At 75.0% G+C, this 1,050-nt stretch carries 1 protein-coding gene; it reads left to right on the forward strand.

Annotated elements, in window-relative coordinates; genetic code table 11:
* On the forward strand, window positions 1-852 hold an 852-nt coding region (locus tag ACFV61_RS33650; protein ID WP_380495871.1), incomplete at its 5' end, for a hypothetical protein.
* Window positions 853-1,050 lie beyond the last annotated feature (198 nt).

Raw genomic sequence — 1,050 nt, forward strand, 5'->3', positions numbered from 1 at the left:
TGCGGCCCCGCCCACGAAGCACGTACACCAGTGAACGCCGGACAGCGGCCGGAGCCGGTCGAGCGCGCGGAACTGCTCGGGCAGGTGCCCGTGCCGGCCGAGCGCGACCTCCCCGCAGGACGCCACGCCCTACACCGGGAGCGCCTGATGCGCCAGATCGACCTCGACACCCCCACCCCAACCTCCACCCCCGCCCCGGCCCCCGCCAGGCCGCGCTTTCGGCGGCGGCTGGCCGTCACCCTCGCCGGTGCGCTCGTCGTGGGTACGGTCGTGGCCGTGGCCGTGACGCAGTCCTCGCGGGGCGGCGCCAGCGGGCCGCTGAGCTCCGCGGAGCTGGCCAGCTGGACCGGTGTCCCGACACCGCTGGCCGCTTCGACGGGCCCGGGCGCCACCGCCGAGAAGTGGTGCCTGGACCGGATGGCCGACGGTCCGGGCGCCGGGGCACCCGTCAAGATCACCAATGCGGACCTGCGGGGCAAGGTCGCCTCCATGGTCGTCAACCGCGGCGGCAAGGCCATGCTCTGCTACGTCGCCTCGGAGACCAGCGGCCTGTGGGAGGCGATCGACCCGGTGAAGAACGTGGCGGCCGATGCGGTCACCTACGACACGGGCGGCTCCCACGGCGACGGGGACGCCATGTTCAACTACGCGCAGGGCTCCGTGGGGGCCGGCGTGAAGGCGATCACCATGCAGGTCGCCGGACGCACCTTCCAGGTCACCGTGGCGGACGGCCGCTGGACCGCCTGGTGGCCCGGGACGATGTCACACCGTGCCGTCCCCGACACGGTCACCGTCACCCTCGCCGACGGCACCACCCGCGTCGTCAGCGGCAGCTCGCTGTTCACCAGGTGAGACCCAGGTGAGACCTCCCGGGTGCGCGCTGAGCGCCTGGACCAGGCGGCGCCCGGTCAGGCCTGCGCGCTCCCGGGCCGGCGGCGCATCCCGGCCCTGATCTCCTCCTCGGCGAACGCCGCGAGCGCGTCGGACCCGGGCCGGGGGCCGGGGCCCCGGTGGCGGGGGGGGCGCGGTTGACCGGGGTTTCAGCGGTTT

Source organism: Kitasatospora sp. NPDC059817, assembly GCF_042731835.1.
Taxonomy (GTDB): Bacteria; Actinomycetota; Actinomycetes; order Streptomycetales; family Streptomycetaceae; genus Kitasatospora.